Origin of the sequence: Cloacibacillus sp. (assembly GCA_036655895.1) — a bacterium.
Lineage (GTDB): Bacteria > Synergistota > Synergistia > Synergistales > Synergistaceae > JAVVPF01.
Genome location: JAVVPF010000003.1, coordinates 68782 through 90769, shown reverse-complemented (window position 1 = coordinate 90769; position 21988 = coordinate 68782). Strand labels below are relative to the sequence as shown.

The 21988-nt window shown below is 54.8% G+C and carries 22 protein-coding genes and 1 pseudogene; 20 read left to right on the top strand and 3 right to left on the bottom strand.

The window, feature by feature from the left end:
• Positions 1 to 10: 10 nt before the first annotated feature.
• From RRY12_02100 to RRY12_02060, 9 genes are read left to right on the top strand one after another with little or no spacing between them, the layout of a single operon-like run.
• Positions 11 to 640 (top strand): hypothetical protein, encoded by a 630-nt coding sequence (locus RRY12_02100; GenBank protein MEG2183447.1) that lies wholly within the window; start codon positions 11 to 13, stop codon positions 638 to 640.
• 33 nt (positions 641 to 673) lie between these two features.
• Positions 674 to 2593, top strand: a complete 1920-nt coding sequence (locus RRY12_02095; GenBank protein MEG2183446.1) for a POTRA domain-containing protein — start codon at positions 674 to 676, stop codon at positions 2591 to 2593.
• A 25-nt stretch (positions 2594 to 2618) separates the two neighbouring features.
• Entirely contained in the window at positions 2619 to 3845 is a 1227-nt protein-coding gene (locus RRY12_02090) for a hypothetical protein (protein ID MEG2183445.1), read from the top strand.
• A gap of 14 nt (positions 3846 to 3859) precedes the next feature.
• Complete coding sequence (gene lpxD, locus RRY12_02085) at positions 3860 to 4909, top strand: UDP-3-O-(3-hydroxymyristoyl)glucosamine N-acyltransferase (GenBank protein MEG2183444.1); 1050 nt, start codon at positions 3860 to 3862, stop codon at positions 4907 to 4909.
• Positions 4893 to 5711, top strand: a complete 819-nt coding sequence (lpxC, locus tag RRY12_02080; protein MEG2183443.1) for a UDP-3-O-acyl-N-acetylglucosamine deacetylase — start codon at positions 4893 to 4895, stop codon at positions 5709 to 5711. Before lpxD ends, lpxC begins: the two co-directional genes overlap by 17 nt.
• A 50-nt stretch (positions 5712 to 5761) precedes the next feature.
• Positions 5762 to 6235 carry a 3-hydroxyacyl-ACP dehydratase FabZ gene (fabZ, locus tag RRY12_02075; protein MEG2183442.1) on the top strand — a complete coding sequence of 158 codons (474 nt, stop codon included), beginning with the start codon at positions 5762 to 5764 and terminating at the stop codon, positions 6233 to 6235.
• A gap of 2 nt (positions 6236 to 6237) precedes the next feature.
• On the top strand, positions 6238 to 7059 hold the full coding sequence (lpxA, locus tag RRY12_02070; protein ID MEG2183441.1) for an acyl-ACP--UDP-N-acetylglucosamine O-acyltransferase: 822 nt from the start codon (positions 6238 to 6240) through the stop codon (positions 7057 to 7059).
• Entirely contained in the window at positions 7052 to 7525 is a 474-nt protein-coding gene (locus RRY12_02065) for an HAD hydrolase family protein (protein ID MEG2183440.1), read from the top strand. The genes lpxA and RRY12_02065 overlap by 8 nt, the downstream gene beginning before the upstream one ends.
• Complete coding sequence (locus RRY12_02060) at positions 7522 to 8646, top strand: LptF/LptG family permease (protein ID MEG2183439.1); 1125 nt, start codon at positions 7522 to 7524, stop codon at positions 8644 to 8646. Before RRY12_02065 ends, RRY12_02060 begins: the two co-directional genes overlap by 4 nt.
• A gap of 46 nt (positions 8647 to 8692) precedes the next feature.
• Here RRY12_02060 and RRY12_02055 read toward each other — a convergent pair whose 3' ends face one another.
• On the bottom strand, positions 8693 to 9166 hold the full coding sequence (locus tag RRY12_02055) for an Lrp/AsnC family transcriptional regulator (GenBank protein MEG2183438.1): 474 nt from the start codon (positions 9164 to 9166) through the stop codon (positions 8693 to 8695).
• A gap of 190 nt (positions 9167 to 9356) precedes the next feature.
• Here RRY12_02055 and RRY12_02050 point away from each other — a divergent pair, with 190 nt between their 5' ends.
• Entirely contained in the window at positions 9357 to 9557 is a 201-nt protein-coding gene (locus tag RRY12_02050) for a hypothetical protein (GenBank protein MEG2183437.1), read from the top strand.
• An 82-nt stretch (positions 9558 to 9639) separates the two neighbouring features.
• Here RRY12_02050 and selD read toward each other — a convergent pair whose 3' ends face one another.
• Positions 9640 to 10671: a selenide, water dikinase SelD gene (selD, locus tag RRY12_02045; protein MEG2183436.1), complete on the bottom strand. Its 1032-nt coding sequence runs from the start codon at positions 10669 to 10671 to the stop codon at positions 9640 to 9642.
• 12 nt (positions 10672 to 10683) lie between these two features.
• Entirely contained in the window at positions 10684 to 11706 is a 1023-nt protein-coding gene (locus RRY12_02040) for a biotin--[acetyl-CoA-carboxylase] ligase (protein MEG2183435.1), read from the bottom strand.
• A gap of 102 nt (positions 11707 to 11808) precedes the next feature.
• On the opposite strand from RRY12_02040, the pseudogene prfB reads away from it, so the two are divergent.
• The 10 genes and pseudogenes from prfB (at position 11809) to dprA (ending at position 21971) form a co-directional block, all read left to right on the top strand.
• A pseudogene (gene prfB / locus RRY12_02035) lies at positions 11809 to 12919 on the top strand (peptide chain release factor 2).
• 12 nt (positions 12920 to 12931) lie between these two features.
• Positions 12932 to 15088 carry a SpoIVB peptidase S55 domain-containing protein gene (locus RRY12_02030; GenBank protein ID MEG2183434.1) on the top strand — a complete coding sequence of 719 codons (2157 nt, stop codon included), beginning with the start codon at positions 12932 to 12934 and terminating at the stop codon, positions 15086 to 15088.
• 50 nt (positions 15089 to 15138) lie between these two features.
• Entirely contained in the window at positions 15139 to 15966 is an 828-nt protein-coding gene (gene dapF / locus RRY12_02025; GenBank protein MEG2183433.1) for a diaminopimelate epimerase, read from the top strand.
• Positions 15967 to 16054: 88 nt separating this feature from the next.
• Positions 16055 to 16852 carry an exodeoxyribonuclease III gene (xth, locus tag RRY12_02020; GenBank protein MEG2183432.1) on the top strand — a complete coding sequence of 266 codons (798 nt, stop codon included), beginning with the start codon at positions 16055 to 16057 and terminating at the stop codon, positions 16850 to 16852.
• Positions 16853 to 17058: 206 nt separating this feature from the next.
• Positions 17059 to 17574, top strand: a complete 516-nt coding sequence (gene lepB, locus RRY12_02015; protein ID MEG2183431.1) for a signal peptidase I — start codon at positions 17059 to 17061, stop codon at positions 17572 to 17574.
• A 1-nt stretch (position 17575) separates the two neighbouring features.
• A complete protein-coding gene (locus RRY12_02010) occupies positions 17576 to 18409 on the top strand; it encodes a GTPase (protein ID MEG2183430.1) in 834 nt (277 codons plus the stop codon).
• Positions 18394 to 19002, top strand: coding sequence for a ribonuclease HII (locus RRY12_02005; protein ID MEG2183429.1), 609 nt, complete (start codon positions 18394 to 18396; stop codon positions 19000 to 19002). Before RRY12_02010 ends, RRY12_02005 begins: the two co-directional genes overlap by 16 nt.
• A complete protein-coding gene (locus tag RRY12_02000; protein MEG2183428.1) occupies positions 18989 to 19378 on the top strand; it encodes a YraN family protein in 390 nt (129 codons plus the stop codon). The genes RRY12_02005 and RRY12_02000 overlap by 14 nt, the downstream gene beginning before the upstream one ends.
• Positions 19375 to 20889, top strand: coding sequence for a YifB family Mg chelatase-like AAA ATPase (locus tag RRY12_01995; protein ID MEG2183427.1), 1515 nt, complete (start codon positions 19375 to 19377; stop codon positions 20887 to 20889). Before RRY12_02000 ends, RRY12_01995 begins: the two co-directional genes overlap by 4 nt.
• Positions 20874 to 21971: a DNA-processing protein DprA gene (gene dprA / locus RRY12_01990; GenBank protein ID MEG2183426.1), complete on the top strand. Its 1098-nt coding sequence runs from the start codon at positions 20874 to 20876 to the stop codon at positions 21969 to 21971. The genes RRY12_01995 and dprA overlap by 16 nt, the downstream gene beginning before the upstream one ends.
• Positions 21972 to 21988: the final 17 nt, after the last annotated feature.

The following is a 21988-nucleotide window of genomic DNA, read 5'->3' as shown; positions in this document are numbered from 1 at the left end:
GTGGCCTAAGATGACGACGCAAAGTACGGCAAGGCTCCAGCGGTGGCTTGATCGGCTTACGGCCGCCTGCGGCAGCAAAAAATGGAAATCCGCGGTAGCCGAAGCGGACTGTCTTTCGGCCGAGCTCAAGCAGATGCGCGAAGAGCTGTGGCTGCAGGCGGAGGGAGAGGTAAAACAGCCTCTTACGCTCAGAATAAAAAGCGGCCTGGCTTTTGGCGGAAAATCCTTTGGGATCGCCATGATAATTATCTGCATGTGCACCATCCCGATAGCCGTTGAAAGCGGGGTTCCTAACAGACAGACAGCCTCTGCACCGACAGTCTCCGCGCCGAACTACGAAGAGCTGACCTTTGTCACGGCCGAGGAAAAAGAATTGCTGCAGATGCTGCGTAAAAACCTCAACGAAAGCAATATGGCTGTGAGGGCGGCGGACAAAAAATCTCCGATGTATAAAAGCAGCTTTACAGCACAGGCCGTGGCTGGGAAACAAACGGCAAAACCGGTTTTCAAAGAACCGGCGTTGCCTGTGAAGAGCGCCGAAACTAAAAAACCGATAAAGGCGGAGGATCTTCTGACCCTCATCCAAATTGGTGAAAAAAGTCTTAGGGGCAATGATTCCGCAATAAAAATTATCAATTAGCCTTGTAGGGCGCCTATTTGAGGAGTGGTTTTAGTGGTAAGACGAGCAAAATTTTTAGCTCTTTTATTGATATCCGTCATTTTCGTAACGACATCTGCCTTTGCGGCTCAGGAAGACCCTGCGGACCCGTCGCAAGGCAGCGTTCCGTCGTTCCCCGCGGGAACGGTGCCCCCGCAAAGCCCGGCTCCTGTTTCGGCGCCGGCTGAGGCTGCCGTTTCAGAGGATCTGACCGGCCCCGTCATCGTCAGCATGGATATAGAGGGCAACAGCGAAGTGGCGAAAGACCATATAATGAGCGTCGTCACCTCCAAAGTCGGGCAGCATGTGGACGAAGAGAAACTGCGCAAAGATGCGGAGGCGATGTTCGAGCTCGGATTCTTTAACGCTACGGACTACAAGGTCACCGATAGTGGCGACGGCGTAAAGGTCACCTTTATGGTACAGGAAAACCCTAAGGTCGGCGAGGTCAGGTTCATAGGCAACACCATCTACCCGGAAGACAAGCTCAAAGCCATGATATTCACGCAGCCTGGAATGATATTCAACCGCACCTTCTTCCGCAACGACATCCAGAGGATCAAAGAAAAATATCAGGCAGACGGTTACGTCATGGCTAACATCAAAGACGTAAAGATAGACGGAGACAAGATAACCGTTGAAATAATAGAGCCTAAAATCTCAGAGATAGTCATTCAGGGCAACAAAATCACAAAAAAGAAAATCGTAGAACGTTATTTAAAGATAAAGGTCGGAGAGCTGTTCAACTCCAACAAACTTCGCCTTACACTAAACCGACTGCAGGGCATCGGCTACTTCAGCGACGTCAACGTCAACTTTGAACCCGGCGAAGAGCCGGACCAGGTCATCGTCATTCTCACAGTCGAAGAGGCGCGCACCGGCAAGCTCGGTTTTAACATCGCCTATGGCACGGAAAGCGGTTTTGGGGGCGGCCTCAGCTATGAAAACTTCAACATCGGCGGCCTTGGACTGAAGCTCAGCGTAGGCTTTGAAGTAGGAGATCGTTCCGAGTACTGGCTATCTTTCGAACAGCCTTATATGAGCGGCAAGGTCATGGCCTGGAAAATCGGCGCATATAAACGTATGTGGGACGACATCTATTACTATGAAAATGACAAACAGTATTTTGAATACGACAGAGATAAATACGGAGCTTTCATCGGCTTTGGAAAAAGATTCCGCGACGAGTCAAAATATAATTGGTATATGCTGCTTGACTGGCATAACACGAAGAACGACAACATCCGCGACCAGAACGGGTTTAATGAGGATTATCCAGATCCAGTAAAACGCGCGGCAAAGAAAAAACAGATACTGGAAGAGGAACTTGGCGAAGGAAACTACTATTCCGCCACGCTTTCGTTCAGGCGTTTCAATATTGACGAATACCTGCCCTATACAAAGGGCGACGTCGAATCGCTCAACTTCCAGTTTGGTAACGCCTCAGTCAACGACAAAGATTATAATTACATGAAATATTGGCTGGAAAGCAAATATTTCTACCCATTAGGGAACTTCCTCAAGGGAATATTTGAGACCAACCTGCTTGACGGCTACGGAGATAAGCCGGTGCTTTTGGCAGCCCGCGTCATCGTAGGATCATCGACGGGCGACGTGCCCTATGACGAAATGTACACGGTGGGCGGAGACACGACGCTGCGCGGCTATGACGACGACTACTATCGCGGACAGCAGATGTTCCTCGGAAACTTTGAACTGCGCATCCCGATAGAAAAAATGTTCAGCTTCGTCTTTTTCTACGACATAGGCAGAGCGTGGCGTACCAATCGCGACAACGAACCTGGATTCTTCAGCGATATGGGGTCGGCGCCTGGAGTAGGCGTCCGCATCAACACACCGATGGGTAATCTGCGCCTTGATTACGCATCAGGCGAGGAGGGCAGGTTCCATTTCGGATTTGGAGAGCTCTTCTAAAAAAAGGAACCTTCTATCAGTAATAATGGTTGCGGCAATTTTCATTGCCGCGACTTTTATTGTATTCCCCAGGGGCGCCTCCGCGCAGGGCGATTTTACGATCTCAGGGCTTCCTGACTGGCAAAAGCAGCTTGCAGCGCAAAGCTTGACGGCGGTAGCCGACGGCATATCGCAGGAGCTTTCAGCAAAGCAGACCGCTGAAATAATCCAGACGGTCGCGCAGAGGCTGTTTGCTGGTTACGAGGTGCGTGTCGCGGCAGGGCGTCAAGCGAGCTTTGATGTCGTCTTTACAGCCAAAGAAAAGACCGGATGGAAGACTATAGTTCAAATGCCGACGCTGCAGGGCGAGCCTCTCAAATGGTTCACGGAAGACAGCATGGAGTTTGAGGAAAAGGTCTCCTCGCTTCTGCGGAATGTCCCGCTAAAATCTATCTCATGGTCGGACCGCGCGCTTCAGGAACAGATAGAGGCGCTCACCGCGGAAAAGCTGGCTGGGTGGAAACCCGCGATACTTATCGCGGCGCACGGAGAGAACGCTGACCTGACGCTCTCTTTTTTGCCGGAGATGCCGCTGATACTGGCCGTAAATCCGGTCCTCGTCTCAAACTCGCTTCCTACGCTGCTGCACGGGGAGATACGCGAAGGGCTGATGGGGCAGTTTGCCCCGTTCATTGGCGTGCCGGTCAAATGGGCGGCGCGTCATTCGGCGGAGATGAAAAAATGGGCCGAAGATTATGTAAACGACCAAAGGGTCACAGAGCGGTCGTCGTCGTACGCGGAAGCCGATTTTCAGGCGTCGCAGATATCAAAGCTCAATGTGAACGTAGAGAGCCGGTATTATACGATAGCCGCGTGGGCCGCGGTCTACGCTGGCACCTCCGACCGGTCGGCGGAACTGGGCATTCATGTGGGGCGCAAGGTCCCGATAACGCCGAACTTCGACGTCGAAGCTTATGCGGAGGGCATTTTGGGACTTCAGGAGTGGAATATCAACGGACGTTTCGGCGTCAGGTGGCGTTCTATCAGAAATCTGTGGCTCGGCGGCGAATGGGATACTAAGGACGACAAATGGTGGGGTCGGCTTACAATGGATCCGCAGCTCCATAAGCCCTACGTATGGCTCAGAGTGCGCGAGGACGGAATGTTCAACGGAGCTCTTGGGTGGAAGGCGACGGAATATATATCTTTTGAGGTTGAATACGACGAACGCGACGAAGACAGAATATGCCTTAAATTATTAGGGAATCTTTAATAACCCTGAGAGGATTGAGTAAAATTAAAAAAGTGATTACGCTGAAAGAGATCGCTGAACTTACGGGAGGCGAGTATAAGGGCTGCGGCGATACGCAGGTATCGCTCGTCTGCGACCCCGGAAAGTATCAGCCGGGCGGCATTGCGCCTCTTTGGGAAAAAAAATATGTCGCGCTCATCACAAAAGAGATGATAGTCTTCACGCAGAAGGGCGGACTGCCCGACGGCGTGTCAGGCGTCGAGGTTGGCGAACCCAGGACTGCTATAGTGCCGTTGCTCAGATATTTTGACGACAAACCGGAGCCCATCTCCGGCATTTCAAAAAGAGCCAGCGTAGCTGACAGCGCGAAGCTCGGCGAAAATATCTTTATCGGAGACGGTGCCGTTGTAAAAGAAAACACGGTTATCGGTGATAATACTATCATTATGGAAAATGCGCTTGTTGACTCCTTCTCTGAAATTGGCGCGGGCGTCGTTGTGGAGCCGGGCGCCGTCATCTATCACCACACAAAGATCGAGGACGGCTGCGTCATACACGCAAACGCCGTGATTGGCTGCGACGGTTTCGGTTTCTTGCCCGACCCCAAGGCCGGAATGGTGAAGATACCGCAGATAGGCATCGTCCATCTTGAAAAGGGCGTGGAAATAGGCGCCTGCACTGCCGTTGACAGAGCAACGTTCGGTGAGACCAGGATAGGCGCGAACACAAAAATAGACAGCCACGTGAAGATAGGCCACAACTGCCAGATCGGCGCCTACACGATAGTAGTCGCTCAGTCGGGAGTGGCGGGCAGCAGCAAAATAGGCAGCGGCGTCATTCTCGCGGCTCAGTCCGGCGTATCCAATCACGCAACGATAGGCGATAAATGCACCGTAGGCGGCCGCGGCGGAGTCGCGGCGGATCTGCCGGCAGGGTCGATAGTTTCAGGTTTTCCGGCGCAGGAGCATAAAAAGGAACTTCGCCAGCAGGTGTATATCCGCCAACTGCCGGACCTTGCCCGCAGCGTCAAAGAATTGAATAAACGAGTGGAGTTGCTTGAGAAAAGCGATGAAGACATTAAATAGGCAGATCAATATATCGGGCGTAGGCCTTCATTCTGGAGAAAAAAGCGCAGTTTGTCTGCGTCCGTCAAACATTCCCGGCATCTCCTTTAAAAACGCAGGCGGCGTTTCGATGGCGTCGGAGGCGGTAGTCGAAGAGGACAGCCGGCTCACGGGCTTCTGCCTGCCCAACGGCATGAAGGTGAGGACGGGGGAGCACATGCTCGCCGCGATTGCCGGAATGGGGCTTGAGGCGGTGGAGATCGAAATGGAGGGCGAAGAGGTCCCCATAATGGACGGCAGCGCCTTTGCCTTTGCGCATGAAATAAAAGAGGCCGGCCTTTGCGAAGTCGAAGGAGAGGCTAAAAAATGTGCGGTCAGCCTGCCGCTTACGGTGGAGGAAAAAAACGGCGCTCGCCTGCTTTTTGCTCTTCCGTCGGAAGAACTGAAAATTACCTACATCATTGACTACACGGGAACTCCGGTCGGCGTTCAGAGAGCCTCCTTTACGGTCACGCCTGACACCTTCTACGAGACCATCTCACGCGCAAGGACCTTCGGCCTCACCTCGGAACTGGACTACCTGAAACGCGAAGGGCTGGCTCGTGGCGGTTCGCTTGACAACGCGCTCGTCTTTGATGAAAAAGGGCTTCTTGGCGGAGCAAGGCTCCGTTTTCCGCATGAGTGCGTCATCCACAAAATGACGGACCTGCTTGGCGACCTTACGCTTTCGGGCTGCCTTCCCACCGCGCATTACGTGGGCATCTGCGCCGGCCACAGCATTCACGCGAAATTGACAAGAAAATTAAAGGCTATCTTTGGATAGTCGTATATAATATAAAAATTAGCAATAGATATTGTAAAGGAGATATGTCAATGCAAATCAACATAAATCAAATCATGGAGTTATTGCCTCACCGTTATCCTTTCCTCCTTGTAGACAGAATCGAAGAGATAATCGACACTCCTGACGCCAAAGAGGTAGTCGGGTACAAAAATGTCTCGTTCAACGAGCCGTTCTTTCAGGGACACTTTCCCGACGAGCCTGTAATGCCAGGGGTGCTCATCCTCGAATCGATGGGGCAGGTCGGCGCGATGCTGTTAAAGCTCCAGCCGGAGTTCAGCTCAAGCGATAGAAAGCTTGTCTATCTCACCTCGATCGACAACGCGAAATTCCGCAAGCCCGTGAAGCCGGGAGATCAGCTCCGCACCCGCGCGAAGCTCAAAAGACGCCGCGGCAACATGGGGAAGTTCGAATTTGTAGCGACAGTGGACGGCGAAGTTGTGGCAGAGGCTGAGATGGGCTTTGTGATCGCCTCCGGGCTTACGATGGACACGGAGGAAAAGTGATAATGGGCCTCCAAATCCATCCAACAGCTATCGTTGCGAAAGAGGCGGAACTTGGGGACAACGTAAATATAGGTCCTTACTGCATCGTTGACGGTAAAACGAAAATAGGCTCCGGCACGCACCTTAAAGCCTTTTCCAGAATATGCGACTATACGGTGCTTGGTTCCGACTGCGTCATACACGAGCACGCCGTAATCGGAGGCGTGCCGCAGGATTTGAGCTACCGCGGAGAAGAGACCTGGGCCATACTTGGCGACAGAGTAGTCTGCCGCGAGTTTGTAACTGTAAACCGCGCCGTCGGCGAAGGCGAGTCCACAATCGTAGGCGACGGATGCTTCATCATGGAGGGCGTCCATTTCGCACACAACGTGCATGTCGGCAGAGAATGCACAGTGGCCAACAAGACGGGGCTCTCCGGCCACGTCATAGTCGGTGACTACGTAGTCATCGGCGGCATGACCGGCTTTCATCAGTTTACGCATATCGGTTCCTACTGCATGGTGGGCGGCCTCTCACGCGTCACGCAGGACGTTCCTCCCTTCTGCCTCGCGGCCGGCGTTCCGCTTCGCGTTTATGACATAAACCGTGTAGGTCTGAGGCGCAGGGGATTTGAGACTAAGGTGCGCGGCAAAATAAGAGAGATGTACAAGCTCATCTACAACGCCGGGCTCACCACAAAAGAGGCGCTGAAAGAACTTGAAACGCGCTATCCGCAGGACGCGGAGGCCGCGCTCATCCTGAAATTCGCAGCCGAGAGCTCAAGAGGCTTAACCCCGAGAATGACTCAGGACTGGCACGCAAAAACCGAGGAAAAAGTTGATTAAACTTTTTGCAATGGACGTTGACGGAACGCTCACAGACGGCGGCATCTACATGGACGGCCGCGGCGGCGAGCTGAAACGGTTTGACGTTCAGGACGGACAGGGGATAGCCGAACTGCTGAAGGCCGGAGTAAAGGTCGTCTTTGTCAGCGGGCGTATGTCCGCGCCGACGCAGCAGCGCGCCTTGAACTTAAAAATAACGGAATGTCTTACAGGCGTCAGCGATAAGGCGAACTGCTTGAAAGAACTTGCCGCGAAATGGTCCTTCTCACCGGAAGAGGTCGCCTACGCGGGCGACGACACGCCGGATGCAGATGCAATTAGATGGGCCGGAATAGGATTTGCCGTGGCGAACGCGCGTCCCTGCGTCAAAGAGGCGGCCGACGTAGTGACGGACAAAAGCGGCGGATACGGCGCGATACGGGAATGCGTGGAATACATTAAAAAATATAACGGAGAATCAAATTGAAGCAGGGATTTAATTTTTCACTTAAACTGAGGGCGCTTGACCGTTTCATACTGGGCGAGCTTAAGGGTCCGTTCTTCTTTGGGCTCATAGCCTTCACTATCATACTTGTCGCGGGCGGCCTTCTCTTTCAGATGGCGGACCTCATCATACAAAAGGGCGTCTCTCTTGGAATTGTCCTGCGGCTTTTCCTTTACTACATGCCTCGCCTTGTCGTCTTTACCATCCCCATGAGCTGCCTTCTTGCCGCGCTTCTCGGTTTTGGAAAACTGTCCGCAAACTCGGAGCTTGTAGCGCTGAAATCTTCCGGCCTCTCCTTTCAGCGCATTGTAAGGCCGGTCGTCTTTGCGGCCTTCGTCGTCTCTGTATGCGCCTTCTTCATCAATGAAAGCCTTGTCCCGCTAAGCGAACGCGCCGCCGCCAACGTCATGAAGTATGAAGTGCTCCGCGAATCGGCTCCGATATTTACGGAAAAGGTCTTTTTAAAAGAGGAAAGCGGAGGGGCGATAAATAGAATAATCTATATCGACAAAATCGACAACAAGACGAAAGATATGCAGGATATAGTCGTTGAAGAGTTTGATAAAGGCAGCCTCGCTCGTATCGTCTCCGCTCAGAGCGGAAAATGGATAAACGGCAGCTGGTGGATACACAACGGCGCCGTCTACGAGATAAAGGCTGACAAAACGATAGGGCTTCTCTTTAAATTTGACAAACAGGCGCTCTCTCTCAACATGGACCCAAACGAAATATCAGACGCCTCAGCGTCGCCGGACCAGATGTCGATACCGGAACTTCTGCGCGCCATCGCCGTCAGGCATAAGATGGGCGACAGCACAAACAACCTCTGGATGGTGCTTCAGCTCAGGCTCTCTGTGCCGTGGGCCTGTCTCATCTTCGCGCTGCTTGGAGCGGCGCTCGGCAGTCGGCCACAGCGTTCGAGTTCCGGCGTAGGGTTGGGCTTCAGCGTCATTATCATCTTCATCTATTACGTGATAATGTCATTCAGCAGAGCGCTTGGCGAAAGCGGAACGCTGCCGCCGGTAGTCGCCGCGTGGAACGCAAACGCCGTTTTTCTGGCTATCGGAGTCTGGCTCTGTTCAAGGGCAAATAAACTCGGCTAAACAAGAGGCGGCCCGCTGCGGGCCGCCTCTTGTGACTCTTATCTTCCTAAAGCGGCTCGCACTTGACCTTTCCGCTGTCCTCAAGCACCATCGACGTTACTGTCAAAAAGCCCAGCTCGTTCATCTTTACCAATATTGCGTCAAGCTGCTTCATCGTCGCGGTAGTAGTCTCTATGAAGCCTTCGTTGTCTCCAGTGACGAGCCATGAATGCGTTATCCCAGGTATCTCCTTCAGATGCGGCAAAAACGAAAATTCGGAACGCAGAGCGGCCTTTGAGCCGCTTTTGAGTTTCAGCTCAATAAGCGCGTGAATGGGGCGTCCAAGCGCGCTGTAATTTATGACGGGGCGATATCCGCATATAAGGCCGTTTTCCTCCATGCGCCGAATGCGCTCCCTGACGGCGGGCGCCGTCAGCCCCACCGTCTGTCCGATCTCGGTAAAGGTGGAGCGCGCGTTTTCTTCAAGAGCTTTGATTATGCTCCAGTCGGTCTTATCCAGGCATATTTGATTATCGGGCATTGTTCGCGCCTCCTTCGTAGTGTTGTGTGCATTATACCAAAACTGAAGCGAAAATAATTTATTGATTTAGTTTCAATAGCAAAGCCCGTTAAAGGCTTTTGTCCCTCTGTGGAAAGAAAATGGATTCCCTGAGATAATATTACCGTTGAGAGTTAAGGCTTTCGGCAATAAAAACAAGGAGGGGAAAACAATGAAACTTACTTTAAGAGATCCTATCTACGTCGGCAACAAATGGTACGAAAGAGACGGCACAGAGAGCCTTTCAAGCGGCCAGCGCTTTGAATATTCAGAGGACGACAGAAAGAAAGCGGGCCAGATAAACAATATGCTCGTAGCCGGCCTTTCGGTTGCGGCCGCAGCTTTGGGCGCAGCGGCAGTTCTCTTTGCTTAGCTTTTCGTCATGAAGGCGCCTCGACACAAAAGGGCGGACTGACTTAAAAAGTCGGGCCGCCCTTTTTAGTTTTGCCCCAGTTTTATTTCAAGGTAAGTCTTTCGTCGCCAGTTGTAAATTCTCCTATCACTTCGGAGCTTGGGAAATTATTCGCGCGCAGTATTTCAAGCATCTCGCAGATATATTCGGGAGCCGCCGCAATGAGCAGACCGCCCGATGTCTGAGGGTCAAAGGCTACATCCTCCGCAAAACGCCCCATCGAAGAAAGGTTCGTCACTCTGCCGCCGATATATTTTTTATTCTCGTAAGAACCAGCGGGGATAAGCCCCATGTCAGCCATCTCGGCGATGCCGGGAAGCAGCGGCACGCGGGCGCACTCTATCTCAAGCGACGTGCCGGGCGACGTGAGGTCGAGCGCGTGGCTTGCAAGTCCAAAGCCTGTAACGTCCGTGCAGGCGCTTACCGCGCGGCGCAGCGTGTCAGAAAAAAGGGGAGGTACTGCGTTGAGCTTCGCCATATTTTCTTCTGCGGCCGCGATATTTTCAGCGGAAAAAAGTCCAGCCTTTATAGCAGTAACAGCGATGCCAGTGCCAACCGGCTTGGTCAGTATGAGTTTGTCGCCGGGTCGTGCGCTGCCTACCGTCCACATCTTGTCGCGCTCCACCTCGCCGAAGACTACCAGCCCGTACTTTGGCTCCTCGTCCTGAACGCTGTGTCCGCCGGCAAGCATGGCGCGCGCCTCTATGACCTTTTGCGCGCCGCCTTCAAGTATCTCCTTCAAAACGGAGAGCGGTTCGCACGAGGTGGGGAAGCAGACGACGTTGAGCGCTACAAGCGGCCTTCCTCCCATAGCGAAGACGTCGCTTAACGAATTTGCCGCCGCGATCTCACCGTATTTAACCGGGCTGTCCACCACCGGAGTTATGAAATCCACAGTCAATATCCCGACGCGTTCCTCCGTTATCTTCCAGAGGGCGGCGTCCTCGCCGTGGTTCCACGAGGCTAGCAGCTCTTCTGAATGAAATACGGGGATGTCCTTTAAAATTTTATCAAGCTCCGCCGGAGCTATCTTTGCCGCTCAGCCGCTTGTGCGGGCGCGTTCTGTAAGTCTCAAGTCCGTTTCCTCCTATGCCAGGCGCAGATGATGCACATCGGCCGCCACGAATACTTTCGCGCCCTCCGCCGTCTCGACGACGAGGGCGCCCTCAGTGGTCACGTCGGCCGCTCTGCCGGTGAATGTTTCTTCATCCTGCGTCACTTTGATTTCCCTGCCGATTGTATCACATTCCGTGCGGTATAAAGAAATAAGCTCAGAGGGGCCGTCCTTTGTGGCAAGCGGCAACAGCAGCTTCGCAAAGTTTGCAAGCAGCGCTGCAAGCAGCCGCCATCTCGGCGTAAAACGTCCCGTCTCAATATATATCGAGGTGGCCGTCTCCCTCAGCTCTTCATCTATTTCTTCCGCCGCCGCGTTCACATTGACGCCCGCGCCAGTCACCGCGTAATAGAGCCTGTCCGGTTCGCCGGCGGCCTCGCTTAAAATGCCGCAGATTTTTTTGCCGCCGCAGAGTATGTCGTTCGGCCATTTTAATTCGCACGCAAGGCCGCACTCTTCAATCAAGGTTTTTTTCACGGCCATGCCAGCCGCTAAGTTCAGCAGCTGCACGTCGCCGGGCCGGAGCTTCGGCCTCAAAAGCACGGAGAACATAAGATTTTTCCCCGCAGCCGACTGCCACGTGCGCCCGCGCCGCCCGCGTCCCTCCGTCTGCACCTCCGCCGCGGCCACAAGGCCCTCGGGTTCGTTCTGCCGCGCGTATTTTTTTATGACGCTCTGCGTCGACTCCGCCTGCTTCATAAAGATAAAGGAGCCAAAGCACGGGTTGTCCCGCAGAAAGTATTCCATAAGCGTGGGGGATAGCATCTCTGCGCTTTCAATGTCGCCCAGCCGATAGCCTTTTTGCGGAATAGATTCTATCGGAATGCCTTCCTCGCGCAGCGCCGCTATTATTTTGTTGACGGCCTGCCGCGACATGTCGAGTCTTTGCGTGAGCTGCGCACTGGAAAGTATCCGGCCGCGCCCTTCATAAAGCGTCTCAAAGACTACGGCTTTGCTTGTAGTCTCTTCGCCTCCGTGATTTGCCGTGTTTGCCAAATCGCCACATCCTTTAAATTTCTTTTTCGGTAAAATTATATACGATTTGGCGTCATTGCGGTTATAATAAATGCCTATTCAGATTTTTTGGGAGGGGTTTTTATGGTAGTGCTGCCTGTTTCAACTGTCATGACGGACCTGCGTTCATCTTTTGATGAATTGCGTGAAAGTCTTTGACCTGCCTTCAATAGAGGCAAGATTAAAGGAACTGCATAAGAAGACGGAAAGCCCGGACTTCTGGGGATCGGACGAGGCGCAGGCCGTCTCGCGCGAGTTCTCGCGAAACCAGGCTCAGCTTGATAAAATATCCGAGATGCAAAGCGAGCTCGACGAAATAAGCGCGATCACTGAACTTCTTTCAGACGCCGCCGACGCCGAGCTGGAAAAAGAGTTTTACGAACGAGCTAAAAGCCTTACCGACGCTATCGAAAAATACCAGACGCTTGTGCTGCTTGACGGCGAATACGACGCGGGCGACGCCATCCTCACCGTACACGCGGGAGCCGGCGGCCTTGACTCGCAGGACTGGGCGCAGATGCTCTACCGCATGTATATGCGCTGGGCTGAAGACCACCGTTATACTGTAAAGCTCATCGACGAATTGCCCGACCAGGAGGCCGGGATAAAGAGCGTCACGGTGTCGCTTTCCGGAGATTACGCCTACGGATACTTAAAGGGCGAACAGGGCGTTCACCGGCTGGTGCGCATATCGCCGTTCGACTCCGCAAAACGCCGCCATACCAGCTTCGCCTCAGTCGAGGTGATGCCGGTGCTTCCCGACAGCGTAGAGGTCGAGATACGCCCGGAAGACCTAAAGATGGACACCTTCCGTTCAAGCGGCGCGGGCGGCCAGTATGTCAACATGACGGACTCCGCTGTGCGCATAACGCACGTGCCATCCGGAATAATCGTAAGCTGCCAGACGGAGCGCTCCCAGCACATGAACCGCGCGACTGCGATGCAGGTGCTGCGCTCAAAGCTCTTTGAACGCACGCTGCGCGAACGTCAGGAACAGCTAGACACCATCCAGGGAGAAAAGCGTGCCATCGCGTGGGGCAGCCAGATACGCTCCTACACGCTTCAGCCGTTCCAGTTGATAAAAGACCACAGGTCCGGCTGCGAGATAGGCAATGTACAGGCGGTGCTCGACGGATCCATCGACGAACTGATAATGTCGTATCTAAGATTTCAAAAAAATTATAAAACAAACTGACGGAGAGGGCTCATGACTAAAATAACGAGGGTGCTGGCCGCCGCCGCGGCCATAATATTATTCGCGCAGGTTGCGCTTGCCGCGCCGAGATTCGTTCCGCAGGATCCGGTCATGCCGCTTTCGCAGGTGAAGCCGGGAATGACGGGGTATGCCAAAACCGTCCTCTCCGGCACGAAGATAAGCTCGTTCAAAGTGACGATAATAGGCGTCGTGCCGCGAAAGACCGACCCGAAAAACCTCATCGTCATCCGCGTGGACGATAAATATGTGCGCCAAAACGGCGGCATCGCGGCAGGCATGAGCGGCTCTCCCGTCTACATCGGCGGAAAACTCATAGGCGCGATCGGATACGGCTGGGCCTTCTCGGACAACAACCTGGGCCTCGTCACGCCGATAGAGGAGATGACGCGCGCAATGGAATGGCCCGACAAAATCCCGTGGTTTGACATTCCAAAGCCCGCGCCTGAGCTTCCCGCAAGCGCGGACGCAGCGGCGCCAGCCTCAAAAGACGTGCCGCCTGTACAAAGCGGCGATAAAAACACGCTCGCCCTCTCGGACGACGAGGCTCTCAGCGTTGATGAAACTATCTGCCTCTCCGACGACAAACTTGAGAAAAAGATGATGCCTCTTGCCGTCGACGGCATAAGCGACAGAATGGCGGCGCGGCTGGGAAGGCAGCTCGGCGTCAAAGTGGCTCCTATGGGAGCCTCAGCGCAGGCGGCGGGACCGGTCGATCTCAAATGGGATCCGAAGCCGGGCGCCGCCATGGGAGCCGCCCTTGCGTGGGGAGACTTCACTGCGGGCGGCATAGGAACGCTCTCCGCCGTATCCAAAGACGGGAAATTTCTGGCCTTCGCCCACCCGATGTTCAATAAGGGCGGCGTAGCATACGCGCTGATGGACGCCAATATTGTAAAAATAATCCCAAGCGTCGAAAGCTCCTTTAAGCTCGGATACCTCAATAAAATAACCGGGCTAGTGACACAGGATAGGCCGCAGGCGATAGGCGGAGAGCTGGGGCAGCTTGCCGCCGCCTCATCGTACACGCTGCGCTTCAAAAATATCGACACGAAAGAGACGGCGCAAAAACGTTTCCAGACCGTAGCCGATCCGTTCGTAGGGCCAGAGGTGGCAGCGACCGGGCTTCTTGGCCTCGTTGACAGCCTGTGGGCGCAGAAGACGGAAGGAACGGCGCTCATCTCCTATTCGATATCAGGAGGCAACCTGACCCCGGCCTGGACGCGCCGCAACATCTTCTATTCCGACAAGGACGTCGTAAAATCCATGCAGAAAGAAATTGACGGCATGGGCAAGGTCATGTCGCTCAACCCGTTCAGAGAGATAAGCCCCTACGGAGTAGAGGTAGAGGTCGAACTTACAAAAACGCCGCGCGTCATGTTTATCGACAAAATAGAGATAACAGATAAAAAAGAATTTTACAGGCCGGGCGACAAACTTAAGGTCGACGTCACCTTCAGGCCCTGGCGCAAGCAGCCGGTCGTCAAAAGCTTTGGGCTTACCGTGCCGGAGAACTCCATAGCCTTCTGCGAGATAACCGTGCGCGGCGGCGGCATAGAAGAACCGCAGCAGGAGCCGCTGCTATCCGGCATACGTTCCGTTTCCACCTTCGCCGAACTGCTGAAAGAGCTGAGCGTGAAAGAGACGAACAACCAGATAATCGTCGAGATAAGCGGCCCGGAGAAAGACGCGAAGAAAAAGAAGGCGAAGACCGAAACGGCGAAAGAAAAACAAAAAAGTTCGGATGCGAAAGATCTGAAAGACGACTCGGACAAGAACAAAAAGCCGGAGCCGGGGCGCGCCGCGGCCCAGCCGAAGAAGGACAAAAAGCCGACCTTTACGCCAGAAGACCTTCTTGAAGACCGCTTCGTCAGCGAGATACGCGATGAGCGCGTAAAAGAGGGCTCGCTCGTCATAGCCGACACCAACTATTATATAGAAGGCGTGCTACGCAAATTTATAAGAGTGAAGTCAAACGTCCCGGAAGAAGATGTCATTGAGGACGAGATCGCGCAGATAATAGCCGAAAAAGAAAACGAAAAGGCGGCGGAGGCCGGCGACGAAGAAGAGCTTCCCGACGACGGCGGCGACGAAGGCGACGGCGACGCGGACGGCTTCTCCATCCTCACGCGCACGCCGCGCGCAAGATGACCGGAAATGACACCGGCGCAAAATTATCTCTCTGAAAAGAGCTGAGACAAATGCTGAAATGTTTTAAAATGAATGGCAACGGAAACGATTTTCTCGTTATTGACAATATGGATATGAGCTACGGCACAGATGCTCTGACCACGATGGCGCGCAGACTCTGCCTCCGCCGCGAAGCGCTCGGCGCGGACGGCGTACTGGTCGCGGAACGGTCGCAGCGCGCGGACTTCAAAATGCGCCTCTTCAACTCGGACGGCTCCGAAGGCGAGATGTGCGGCAACGGTGCGCGCTGCATCGCGCGCTTTGCCTTTGAACGCGGGATAGTCAGCTCCTCCGAAATGGATTTTGAGACGTTAGGGGGCATGGTCCACGCACGCGCCACAGGTTCCCGTGCCGCGCTGGACCTGGCGCCAGTCTCTGTTGCCGACGCCGTGGTCGACGCCGCGGCGTCGATAGAAGGTTTTGATTTCAACTACACCTTCCTCACTGTAGGCGTGCCGCACGCCGTCATCTTTGAAAAAAAACGCAGCCGCGGCTTTCAGGACTACGCGCCGCTAGGGCGCGCCATACGTGAAAGGCTCGACCTATTTCCAAACGGAACGAACGTCAACTTCGCCGTGCCTTTGGAAAACGGAGTGCTCGACGTCATGACCTACGAGCGCGGCGTCGAGGAAATGACGCTCTCCTGCGGCACAGGCTCGACGGCAAGCGCCATAGCCGGCCTGCTGCTTGGCATAAACGGCAACTGCGTCGACGTAAAAAATCCCGGCGGAGTCAACCGCGTCACGCTGAAATTCTCCGACGCCGATACGATACTGCCGAAGCTTGAAGGCAACGTGATGATGGTAGCGGAGATGGATGTCTTTGAGGAGGCCCTTTAGCGCCGTCTGTAATTTTTAACGTCCTGTCGCTCATATTGTATCGTTCTGGTTTATAATAGCTGCCATAACATATACAAGAGGTGCGACGATGCAGAGGATAAAAATCGCAACATTCAACGTAAATTCAGTCAAGAGCCGTCTTCCGATACTTGATATCTGGCTTTCTTCGGAAGGAGCTCCGGACGTTATATGCCTTCAGGAGACAAAATGCCAAGACGCGGAGTTTCCCTTTGCCTTTTTTGAAGAGAGGGGATACCACTGCGTCTTTTGCGGCATGAAGAGCTACAACGGCGTCGCGGTCATCTCCAAAGAAAAGGCGGATGAGGCGGCCTTCGGGCTTGGCGAGGCGGAAGAGGGGCGCGAGGAGTCTGAAAAGGCAAGAGTGGCGCTCGTGCGCTTCGGCGACGTCACGGTGCTCAACACCTACATCCCGCAGGGCAAAGAGATAGACCATCCCGACTACCAGTATAAGCTGCGCTTTATAGCGCGCGTGCGCGCGCTGCTTGAAGCAAAATGCAGCCCAGAAGACAAAGTAGTCTGGGTGGGCGACCTTAACGTCGCGCCGACCGACATCGACGTCGCCAACCCCAAAAATAAAAAAGACCACGTCTGTTTCCACGAGGACGTAAAGGCGGCGCTCAAAGAGGCGATGGAGTGGGGGCTTGTGGACATCTTCCGCGAGCGCCTTCCCCAAGAGGGGGAATACACCTTTTGGGACTACCGCGTCAAGGACGCGCTTACAAGAAACATCGGCTGGCGCATAGACCATATACTTGGCACGCAGAGCGCCTCATCGTGCTGCACAGGCGTCCATGTGGAACGCTCGCTGCGCGCGATGGAACGTCCGTCGGACCACACAGCAGTGGTGGGGATATTTGAATTTTAGCGAAAGCGCAGCCTTATGCTGCGGCGCTTTGCTTTCATCACCCGGTGCAAATGTGTTACAATACCGGTTGTAAAAATATTCGCGTTCGCAGAAAATAACTTTTAAGAAAACAACCGGCGCGTACGCCTTTCGCATCAGATTTTTGCGGTTCGGCGGGCGCGCGATAGAAAGACCAATATCTGTTTATAACTTCTGGAGGTAAAACAATGGCCAAACCTTGGTGGCGTGAAACTATAGAAACTGTTTTATGGGCGGTAGTGCTTGCCCTGATACTTCGTACCTTTGTCATACAGGCATTCTGGATACCGAGCGGTTCGATGATACCGACGCTTGAGATAGGCGACCGCGTGCTGGTGCTCAAATTCTGGTACAGCCTTCCTACGATAGACCCAAAGCGCGGAGACATCGTCGTCTTCAAATATCCGGTAGATCCGAGGCGCGACTTTGTGAAGAGGGTCATCGGCCTTCCCGGCGATAAGGTCGAGATGAAAAACGGCGTCGTCTACATAAACGACAAAGAATCCTTCGAGCCTTATGTAAAAAATACAGACAGCTACAATATGGCGCCGCTCACGGTGCCGGAGGATAATTATTTCTGCCTGGGGGACAACCGGCCCAACTCTCAGGACGGACGCTTCTGGGGCTTCGTGCCTAAAAATTTCCTGCGCGGCCCCGCCGTCTTCAGGTACTGGCCGCTAAATCGGATCGGATTGCTGAAATAGTATGCCGCGTACAGTCTGGTACCCGGGACATATGGCAAAGGGCAAGCGCCAGCTTGAGGCGCTTGCCAAAAGCATAGACCTGCTCATAGAGGTGCGCGACGCGCGCGCGCCGCGGCTTTCGTCGTCGCCGATGCTCTCTTTGTTCGCGCCTAAGATAGAGACGCTCGTCGTGCTCTCAAAGGCGGACTTGGCAGATGAAAAAGTGACTAAGTTATGGGCCGACTATCTTAAAAAGGGCGGCCTCCCAGCGTGGCCTCTCGACCTGAGAAAGGGCGGCCTGACGCAGATACGGCGCGTGCTGCTTGAAAAAAAGCCGTCGTTCCGCGACCTTCGCATGGCCGTAGTCGGTACTCCGAACGTCGGCAAGTCAATGCTGATAAACCAGCTCGTCGGGCGCAAAGCGGCAAGCGTGGGCGGCATCCCCGGCGTCACAAAGGGCGTATCGTGGTTCAAAGGGCTCGGCTTTCTGCTTGTAGACTCGCCCGGCATCCTCGACCCGCACAGCGACGCGAGGGCGCACCGGCTCATCTCATGGATAGGCTCTTCGCGCGGACAGGTCATCGGAAACCTAGAAGAACACGCAAAGGACTGCATAAAATTTTTAATAAACAAAGGCCTCTGGGACGGCATAGAGGCGGCGTGGGGCGTGAAGCCCGAGGGAAGCCCCGCTGAGATACTTGAAGCTATCGGCCTCCGCCTTGGAAAGCTAGGCGCGGGCGGCATAGTAGATATGGAAAGTTCCGGCAGGACGTTCCTGGACGCGTTCGCCACAGGCAAATTCGGACGCATGAGCCTAGAGAGGCCGGAAGACCCTCCGCTATGGGAGTCGCTGTAAATATTTCCGGCGCATTTATAATAGCCGGCACAGACGAAGCTGGACGCGGCCCCATAGCCGGCCCCGTCGTAGCCGCCGCCGCGGTGCTCACAAACGACCAGCGTTCTGCTCTGATGGACGCGGGGCTGAAAGATTCAAAAAAACTTACCCCGAAAAAAAGAGAGGCGCTCTTTGAAAAAATGAATGAGCTTGGCGTCCTCTGGCGCGCTCAGGCCGCCTCCTCCGCAAAGATAGACAGAATTAACATCCTGCGCGCCTCGCTCTGGTGCATGAAAAGGTCGATAGAACGGCTCGGCCTCCGCGTCTCGCTCGTTTTGGTGGACGGCAACATGACCATCCCGGCGCTCGCTCTGCCGCAAAAGACGGTCGTCAAAGGCGACGACAGAGTGCCGGTCATAGCTGCCGCCTCGATAGTGGCTAAAGTGCTGCGCGACAGAGTGATGGAGGCTATGGACGATATATACCCGCAGTATCTTTTTTCAAAACACAAGGGCTATCCAAGCGCGCTCCACAAGAGCCTCGTCGCGCAGTACGGCCCGTCGCCGATACACAGGCTCACCTTCAAAGGCGTGGCTGCGCGTGACGGAGACTGATAAAAAGGCAAAACCGCGCCATCTGGTCACAGGAGAACGCGGAGAAGAGGCCGCGGCGCGGTACATGCTTGAACACGGCTATCAAATAATCGCAAGAAACGTGCGCGAGTCGCACTGTGAAATAGACATAGTGGCGCGGGACGAAGACGAGATAGTCTTTACGGAGGTGCGCACAAGAAACGCAGGCATAATAGCCGCGCCCGAAGATACGATAGGCCCGCGCAAACTGCGGCTGCTCATCAAAGCGGCCGCTATGTGGGCAGACGAGCATAACTACACGGGGCCCTACCGGATAGACGCGGCGGGCGTCACCGCGGAAGACGGCGAACCCGTCAAGATAGAATACATCAAAAGCATAACGGAGCCGATAATATGAAAAATATTTCCGGTCTTACGCTGCACGGCGTAAAAGGAGTGGCTGTCGAGGTCGAAGTCGAAATAACCGGAGGCCTCTTTACAATATCAGTGGTCGGGCTTGCGGACACCGCCGTAAAGGAGGCTCGCGAACGCGTGCGCGCCGCTTTGCGTGCGGCGGGCGTGCCGCTTAAAGGGCGCATCGCGATAAATTTGGCCCCAGCCGATATCCCGAAGGAGGGCGCGCTGCTTGATCTGCCCATTGCGGCGGCGCTTGCTTCTGCCGCCGGCCATATATCGGTGGAAAGGCCGTCGCTTTTTATAGGAGAGCTTGCGCTCGACGGACGGCTTCGCGGCGTCAGGGGAGCGGTACCTGCCGCCTTCCTTGCCAGAGAAAGCGGCATGGAACTGTTCGTAGCTGCGGAAAACGCAGACGAAGTTTCTTTGATAGACGGCGTCGCCGCGTGGAAAGCGCCCGACCTGCAAAGCCTATTTGCGCACATACGCGGAGAAAAACAGCTTGAAAAGATAACTCACAGCGACGTAGGCTGCGAACTGCCCGCCACAGACCCGGATTTTTCCGAAATAAAAGGGCAGGCCGCGGCAAAACGCGCGCTTGAAATAGCGGCCGCCGGACATCACAACATCCTTTTCGTAGGTTCTCCCGGCTCCGGCAAAACGCTGCTTGCGCGCGCCCTGAAAGGCATCCTCCCGCCGCTTTCCGACGCGGAGCTGATGGAGGTCATTCTTCTGCGCAGCACAGCGGGCCTTCACTTTGAAGTAAACAGGGAGCGGCCCTTCCGTTCCGTACACCACACGGCAAGCACCGTCTCTATATGCGGCGGCGGCCAAAACCTGCGCCCCGGAGAGATAAGCCTCGCCTCGCGCGGCGTGCTCTTCCTCGATGAATTTCCCGAGTTTTCGCGCGACGTTATAGAATCGCTGCGCCAGCCCCTTGAGGACGGCTCAATCACCGTAAGCCGCGCAGCCGGAAGCGTCGTCTACCCCGCGAAAGTGCTGGTAGTCGCCGCCTGCAACCCGTGCCCATGCGGATTTGCGGGAGACGAAGAAAAACGCTGCATCTGTTCGCCAACCTCCATCGAGCGCTACAGAAGAAAACTCTCCGGCCCTATACTTGACAGGATAGACCTTCACATACCAGTGCCCAAACTGACGCCGGAAGAGCTCGTCTCCGTAAGCGGGAGCTGCGGGGAAACGAGCGAGACGGTGCGGGCGCGCGTCGCCGCGGCCAGAAAAATACAAGAACGGCGCTGGGCCTCCTTCGGCTTTCAGTGCAACTCGGAGATCCCGGAAAAATTTCTGCGCAAAAACGCGGCCATGAAAAAAGAGGTGCGCGAATTTATACTGGAACAGCTAAAAAGCGTCAGCCTCTCGGGGCGCGGCCTCTCACGCGTCCTTCGCGTCGCGCGCACCATAGCGGACCTTGAAGGCGCGGCACAGGTGGACGTTGCCCACATAGCGGAGGCGGTAAGCTACAGAGAGGGGGAGGCGCTCGCATGGATGAACGTCTGAAAATGTACCTGCTGCTCAACAAGGCAAACGCAAACATCTCGTCAGCCGCAAAGTTTTTGAATCTGGGCGCGGGTCCCTCGGAACTTTGGCGCCCGTCAAAAATAGACGCGGCACTCTCCGTGCTCTCCGCGCAGCTAGTGGCCGCCGTAAGAAAATTAGAGGCCGAAAACTGGGCCGAACGAGAATACGAGCGCGCCTCTCAAATGGGCGCAGCCATCCTTACCCCCGAAAGCTGCGGCTACCCCGAAAAACTTACGAACCTGAGCGACATGCCGCCCATCCTTTACGTCAGGGGCGACATAAACGCGCTTTCTCTGCGCTGCGTCGGCGTCGTAGGCACACGAAGGGCCGGAAGATACGGCAAAGAGGCAGCGGCAAGGATAGGAGCCGCCTGCGCCGACTGCGGCATAGCCGTCGTAAGCGGCGGCGCGTGGGGCGTCGACGGCACGGCGCAGGGAGCCTGCTGTGAAAACGGCGGCCGCTCCGTCGCCGTGCTTGGCACCGGAGTGGACATTGCCTATCCCGCCTCAAATAAAAAATTATTCGACGTCATCTGTCAAAATGGCGCGCTCGTTTCAGAATTTCCATTGGGTGCAAGCGGCGAGCCGTGGCACTTTCCGCGCCGAAACAGGATAGTGGCCGCGCTCTCCGAAAAGCTGATAGTCGTAGAGGCTCCGGTAAAAAGCGGCTCAATGATAACGGCGCGGCTTGCGCTAGAGCTGGGCGTCGAAGTGTGGGCGCTCCCGGGACAGATATACGACGAAAACGCCCAGGGGACGAACCGGCTCATCTACGACGGCGCCTACCCCTATATATCAGACGAAGTTTTTTTCAGCTCGTGCGGCATAGAATACAGCGGCGTCAAAAAGGCGGCACAGAGCGCGTCCGTTGCAAAAATATCGCCTGAAGGCCGGCAAATAATCGAATATTTATCCCAAAATGGGCCGCAGACGATTGACAACCTGGTTCTTGCCGTTAAAATGAGCGCCGCCGGCATCTTAAAAGAGATGGCGATCCTCTCGGCAAACGGCCTTATATATATGTCCTCACCGGGACGCTACAGCGTTAAAAGCAGCTTGTAAGAAAGAGGTGTGTGCAG